Annotated in this window: 8 protein-coding genes; 4 read left to right on the top strand and 4 right to left on the bottom strand. The window is 64.5% G+C overall.

The features are described 5' to 3' along the window. Positions 1-21: 21 nt before the first annotated feature. From B2W55_RS25020 to B2W55_RS25030, 3 genes are read right to left on the bottom strand one after another with little or no spacing between them, the layout of a single operon-like run. The gene (locus B2W55_RS25020) at positions 22-489 is read right to left on the bottom strand and encodes a hypothetical protein (protein WP_024581056.1); all 468 of its coding nucleotides are present in this window, start codon (positions 487-489) and stop codon (positions 22-24) included. Between the two features lie 15 nt (positions 490-504). Further along, entirely contained in the window at positions 505-960 is a 456-nt protein-coding gene (locus tag B2W55_RS25025; protein WP_024581057.1) for a GatB/YqeY domain-containing protein, read from the bottom strand. 58 nt (positions 961-1018) lie between these two features. Beyond that, complete coding sequence (locus B2W55_RS25030; RefSeq protein ID WP_024581058.1) at positions 1019-1720, bottom strand: alpha/beta fold hydrolase; 702 nt, start codon at positions 1718-1720, stop codon at positions 1019-1021. A gap of 160 nt (positions 1721-1880) precedes the next feature. On the opposite strand from B2W55_RS25030, the gene carA reads away from it, so the two are divergent. The 3 genes from carA to B2W55_RS25045 all read left to right on the top strand — a co-directional run bounded on the left by carA (position 1881) and on the right by B2W55_RS25045 (position 4300). Beyond that, positions 1881-3074, top strand: coding sequence for a glutamine-hydrolyzing carbamoyl-phosphate synthase small subunit (gene carA, locus B2W55_RS25035; protein WP_024581059.1), 1194 nt, complete (start codon positions 1881-1883; stop codon positions 3072-3074). Positions 3075-3177: 103 nt separating this feature from the next. Continuing rightward, complete coding sequence (locus B2W55_RS25040; RefSeq protein WP_024581060.1) at positions 3178-3675, top strand: PaaI family thioesterase; 498 nt, start codon at positions 3178-3180, stop codon at positions 3673-3675. A gap of 73 nt (positions 3676-3748) precedes the next feature. Then, entirely contained in the window at positions 3749-4300 is a 552-nt protein-coding gene (locus B2W55_RS25045; RefSeq protein ID WP_024581061.1) for a cupin domain-containing protein, read from the top strand. A gap of 110 nt (positions 4301-4410) precedes the next feature. Here B2W55_RS25045 and B2W55_RS25050 read toward each other — a convergent pair whose 3' ends face one another. Next, positions 4411-4995, bottom strand: coding sequence for a Dps family protein (locus B2W55_RS25050; protein WP_371412482.1), 585 nt, complete (start codon positions 4993-4995; stop codon positions 4411-4413). Positions 4996-5070: 75 nt separating this feature from the next. Between B2W55_RS25050 and B2W55_RS25055 the strand changes: the two genes are divergently transcribed. After that, positions 5071-5760 carry a class I SAM-dependent methyltransferase gene (locus B2W55_RS25055; RefSeq protein ID WP_024581063.1) on the top strand — a complete coding sequence of 230 codons (690 nt, stop codon included), beginning with the start codon at positions 5071-5073 and terminating at the stop codon, positions 5758-5760. Positions 5761-6000: the final 240 nt, after the last annotated feature.

Below are 6000 nucleotides of genomic sequence, written 5' to 3' on the forward strand. Positions count from 1 at the left end.
GATGCATGGCCGGGATGGAGCTCAGTCGCCCTGCATGTAGCGGACCGGATTTTCCTGATCCGCCTTGAAGATGTCGGCGGCCTCGGCCAACAACGCAGCGACCGTCGGCGCATTCAGATCGCCGAACGCGACGAAGCTGAAATTGTTGCCGCCGGCGCGCAATTCGCCGAGCTTGCCGGCATAGCAGGACACCAGCGGCTTGCCGTCGCGGGTCACCGCGACATAGACGCTGATGTAATTTTTCTGGAGCGCCACCCCGATCACCGGCCAGGCCGCCGACTTGCCGGACTTGATCGCGTAACGAAACTGGCCGTAGCCGATCATGTTCATGCGCATGCCGGCCTCGCCGGCCGGCGTGCCGGCATGAAAATGCCGCTTCAGCGCAGGCGCGGCCTTTCGCATCACGTCATGAAGTTGTTCGATATCCGCAGCCCGCGCGGGATCAAAGGCAAGATAGGCTTCCAGACTGTCCGCGGCGACACGAAACATCGGAAGCCTCCGCCGCTATCCCGCGAGCGCCGCCTTCACCAGGCCGCTGGCCTTGCCGAAATCCATCTGGCCGGCGTACTTCGCCTTCAGGGCGCCGATCACCTTGCCCATGTCCTTGATCCCGGCAGCACCAGTCTCGGCGATGATCGCCGAGATCGCGGCCTTCACGTCGTCGTCGGACATCTGCTTCGGCAGGTAGGCCGAGATCACGGCAATCTCCGCCCGCTCCTGGTCGGCGAGTTCGGCGCGGCCGCCCTTGTCGTAGAGCTCGACCGATTCCTGGCGCTGCTTGATCATCTTCTGTAGGAGGCCGAGCAAATCAGCGTCCGAGAGTGGCGGCTTGCCCTGCCCGCGCGCGTCGATGTCGGCGTTCTTGATGGTCGAATTGACCATGCGCAGCGTGGAGAGCTTGCGCTCGTCCTTCGCCTTCATCGCTTCCTTGACCGCAGTGTTGATATCGTCGCGCAGCATCCTGGTATCCTTAAGCCGGTAATCCCTTCATGTAGGCAGTTTGCTGCACGAGAACAACCTAGTTTCGCAACCACTGAACCAGCGCATCGGCGCACGCCTGCGGCTGCTCCAGCTGCGGCAGGTGACCGCAATTGGCGAGCACCACGAGCTTTGCCCCAGGAATGCCGTTGGCCATCTCGTCGGACAGCGAATTCGGCACGGTGTTGTCGGTATCCGTGGTCAGCACCAGGGTCGGGCACTTGATCCAGGCCATGCTCGGCCGCGAATCCGGCCGGCTGAGCACCGCGTTTTGCTGGCGGATGAAGGCCTCGGCGCCGACGTCCTCGCTCATGTCATCAACGATCTGCCGCAGGCCCGCATCGCCCTGCCGCGACGGATGCACGAAGCCCGGAAACAGCTCGTCGACCACGTCGCGATATTGCCCGGTTTTGGCGCGTTCGATCATGCCGCGACGGCGCGCGGTCGCCTCGGGCGTATCGGGGCGCGCCTGGGTGCTCATCAGCGCCAGCTTGGCTACCCGCTCGGGCGCCTGCCGCATGATCTCGAAGGCGATGTAGCCGCCCATCGAGTGCCCGGCGAGGGCAAAGCGCGGCGGCGCCTCGGCCAGGATCCGGCGGGCGATCGCCCCCATATTGTCGTCCCTGACATGGTTGGCGACCGTGACCGGGCCGCACCGCCACAGCGCCGGGATGACCGGGGCAAAGATCCGCGGCGAGCAGATGAGGCCCGGGACGAGCAGGATCGGCATCGTGTTGTCCATGCGAGGCTCCGAACCGGGTCATTTTCGGCAAGCAAACGGCCGATTCAGGGAACTTTAGATTAAAAGGCCATTCCGGCCTGTCAAATCGACCGGCATTGCCGTGTGAATCCGTGTCCTTTCGCTTTGACGCCACAGGGTGCGGCGTCTATTTAAAGCGCTCATGACAACATCCGAAAACGCTCCCGCCTGGCCGGACCATAAACCGACCGCGCTCCTTGTGCTCGCCGATGGCACCGTGCTGGAAGGCTTCGGTCTCGGCGCGGAAGGCCATGCCGTCGGCGAGGTCTGCTTCAACACGGCGATGACCGGATATGAGGAAATCCTCACCGATCCGTCCTATGCCGGTCAGCTCATCACCTTCACCTTCCCGCATATCGGCAATGTCGGTACCAACGAGGAAGACATCGAGACGGTGAACATGGCCGCGACGCCCGGCGCGCGTGGCGTGATCCTGCGCTCGGCGATCACCGATCCGTCGAATTACCGCGCCACCCGCCACCTCGACCAATGGCTGAAGGCGCGCGGCATCATCGGCCTGTCCGGCATCGACACCCGGGCGCTGACCGCGCTGATCCGCTCCAAGGGCATGCCGAATGCGGTGATTGCGCATTCGAAGACCGGCGAATTCGACCTGCACGGACTGAAGGAAGAGGCCCGTGAATGGCCGGGCCTCGAGGGCATGGACTTGGTGCCGATGGTCACCTCCGGTCAGCGCTTCACCTGGGATGAAACGCCCTGGGTGTGGGGCAAGGGGTTCGGCCAGCAGGCCGCACCGGAATTCAACGTGGTCGCGATCGACTACGGCATCAAGCGCAACATCCTGCGGCTGCTCGCCGGGGTCGGCGCCAAGGTGACCGTGGTGCCGGCGACGACAGCGGCCGAGGACATCCTGGCGATGAAGCCGGACGGCGTATTCCTGTCGAACGGCCCCGGCGATCCGGCGGCGACCGGCAAATATGCCGTGCCCGTGATCCAGAAGGTCATCGAGTCCGGCACGCCGACCTTCGGCATCTGCCTCGGCCACCAGATGCTCGGCCTCGCCGTCGGCGCCCGGACCATGAAGATGCATCAGGGCCACCACGGCGCCAACCATCCGGTCAAGGACGAGACCACCGGCAAGGTCGAGATCACCTCGATGAACCACGGCTTCGCGGTGGATCAGGCAACGCTGCCGAAGGGCGCCACCCAGACCCATATCTCGCTGTTCGACGGCTCCAATTGCGGCATCGCGCTCGAGGGCAAGCCGGTGTTCTCGGTGCAGTATCACCCCGAAGCCTCGCCCGGCCCGCGCGACTCGCACTACCTGTTCCAGCGCTTCGCCGACCTGATGCGGAAGAAGAAGCAGGCGGCCTAACAACATCCGTCATTGCGAGGAGCGCAGCGACGAAGCAATCCATTTATCCCGTGCGGAACGATGGATTGCTTCGCTCCGCTCGCAATGACGGAGATCTTTCCCGATGACCGACAGCGCCACCCCGAAGCCCACCTACGGCGTCTCTTCGCTGGAGCTGATGGCATCGATGCCGGGGCTCGACTTCGTGCGCGGCATCTTCGCCCGCACCCTGCCGGAGCCGCCGATCATGGAGACGGTCGAGCCGTTCGACTGCACGGCCGAGACGGGCCATGTCGTGATCCATAGCGTGCCGGGCCTGCGGCACTACAACCCGATCGGCTCGGTGCATGGCGGCTACATCGCGATCCTGCTGGATTCCGCGATGGCGCTTGCGGTGCAGACCACCCTGCCGAAGGGCTCCGGCTACACCACGCTGGAATTCAAGATCTCCTTCGTCCGCGGCATGAGCAAGGATACCGGCAAGATCCGCACCGAAGGCCGGGTGCTCAACGCCGGGCGTCGCGCCGCGACCGCCGAAGGCCGCATCACCGACGAAAAGGGCAAGCTGATCGCGCACGCGACCACGACCTGCATGGTGTTCGAACTGCCGAAGACGGCGTGATCCGGCGGAACGCGGAGCCCTGACAGCGGGTTGATCCGCTTGTAGTCTTCAGCCGATGCGCCGGAGGATCGCCATGTCCGCAGTGAAAGCCGGGGCCGAGCCGCTTGCGATCGTCTTCAGGGACGACGGGCTCGTGCCGAACAATCCGATGCCGTTCCTGGTCTACCGGAGCGCGGTCGACGTCGGCAAGAATCCCGAGACTACGATCGAGCGGCTGTTCGGCAGCAATGGCTGGGGCGCGATGTGGCGCAACGGCGTCTACGACTTCGCGCATTACCATGCCACCGTGCATGAGGTGCTGGGCGTTGCCCGCGGCCGTGCACGGGTGCAGTTCGGCGGCGAGCACGGGCAGGCACTCGAGATCGCGGCCGGCGACGTCGCCATCCTGCCGGCCGGCACCGGGCATCAATGCCTGTCGGCGAGCGACGATTTCAGCGTGGTCGGCGCCTATCCGCCGGGGCCGGCAATGGATTTGCAACGGCCGACAGCCGAGGCCCACGCCAAGGCGCTGAAGACGATCCCGCTGGTCACGATCCCCGCGACCGATCCGGTGATGGGGAAGGATGGGCCGCTGGTGCGGCTGTGGAAGCCTGTCGGTCGTCCCGGCGAAGGCCGGGACCCATAACCACAGGATGGCGTTGTCGCATCGCGCTGGGCCTCCAGCGCCGCGTAACAAATGCCATTGGTTGTTATGGGTCCCGGCCTTCGCCGGGACGACGTGCGTGCGTGTGCAAGTCAGGCCGCGTTGCTGCCTTCCTGACGGCTGGCCTCGAACAGGAACCAGGTGCGGCGCTCGGTTTCGTCGATGAAGGTTTCGAGCAGACCGGCGGTGCCGGAGTCGTCGTGGTCGTCGCAGAGCTTGCGCGCCTTGCGCATCGCGGCGGCCATTTGCTTGTTGTCTTCCATCAACTCGCGCAGCATTTCGTGCGGCGGCACATAGTTCTCGTCATTGTCCTTGATGGTCTGATGCCTGGCGACGTCGCCGATCGACTTCAGCGTCACGCCGCCGAGCTTGCGCACCCGTTCGGCGAGCTGGTCGGTGGTCGCGAAGATCGCGTCCGACTGCTCGTCGAGTAACAAATGATAGTCGTGAAAGTGCCGGCCGCTGACGTGCCAGTGAAAATTCTTCGTCTTCAGGTAGAGCGCGAAGGCATCCGCCAGAAGCGTGTTGAGCGAGGCTGAGATCTTGTCCACCGCCGCCTGCGGCAGGTCGCTCGGCGTATCGAGATCCGGCGAGATCTTGTCGGACTTGGTGTCACTCTTGGCTTTGCTCACGTTGGACCTTCCTGTTAGGAACCCGTCATTCGGCGCATTGAACATTCGCCGCCGGACCGCTAACGCATCGCCAGCCCACCCGTTCCTAGCCAGGAACCGTTCTGCCGGATACCCAACGCGATGGATGAATGGATCGACTATTACGATTCCACGCATACGATCTATGCGAGCCGACTGCACCGCGACCTGCATTTCCAGGTCATCGCCAACGACATCATCGGCTACATCGCATCGCCCGACGCCGTGGTGCTGGATTATGCCTGCGGCGAGGCGCTGTCGGCGACGAAGGTCGCCGGTGCCTGCGCCCAGCTCTATCTGGCGGAGCCTGCGCCGGGCGTCCGTGGCCGGCTGGTCGCGCGCTTCGCGCCCGACACCCGGATCCGTGTCCGCTCGCTCGACGAGTTGAAGAACATGCAGGCGGACTCGATCGATCTCGTGGTGATGAATTCGGTGGCGCAATACATGACGCCGCAAGAACTCGACTCCGCGTTCGACGTGATCCATCGCCTGCTGAAGCCGTCGGGCCGATTCGTGGTCGGCGATATCCTGCGGCCGGAAGTCGGCATGTTCAGGGACGTAGTGGCGCTGCTGCGGTTTGCGGCGACCCACGGCTTCCTGCGCGATGCGCTGATCGGGCTGGCCTCGACCGCCTTGTCCGATTACCGGCAGCTGCGCACCAGGATCGGGCTGCAACGCTACGGCGAGGACGAGATGATCGCCAAGCTCGGCGCCGCGGGATTCAGCGCCACGCGGGCGCCGCGCAACATCGGGCACAATCCGTGGCGAATGACGTTCGTGGCGCACCACTGAGCAAGGGCGCGGATCAAGGGTTGTGAAAAAAGTTAGGGTTAACCAAAAGTAAACGTGGCGGCTGCCGAAATAATCAGCAATGATCCGCTCGGCCCGGTGGCGGAAGCGTCGACGCGGCAGTGGTGCAACACTGTTTATCCTGGTTCAAACCCAGGCCGGGCCTCCACGCTTCGCCCTGACGGGCTACGCGTGGCGCAGTCACGCGGGACCGGCGGGGCAAAGCGTGTCCGGCGTAGCTTG

The organism is Bradyrhizobium sp. UBA2491, from assembly GCF_002341725.1.
Classification (GTDB): domain Bacteria; phylum Pseudomonadota; class Alphaproteobacteria; order Rhizobiales; family Xanthobacteraceae; genus Bradyrhizobium.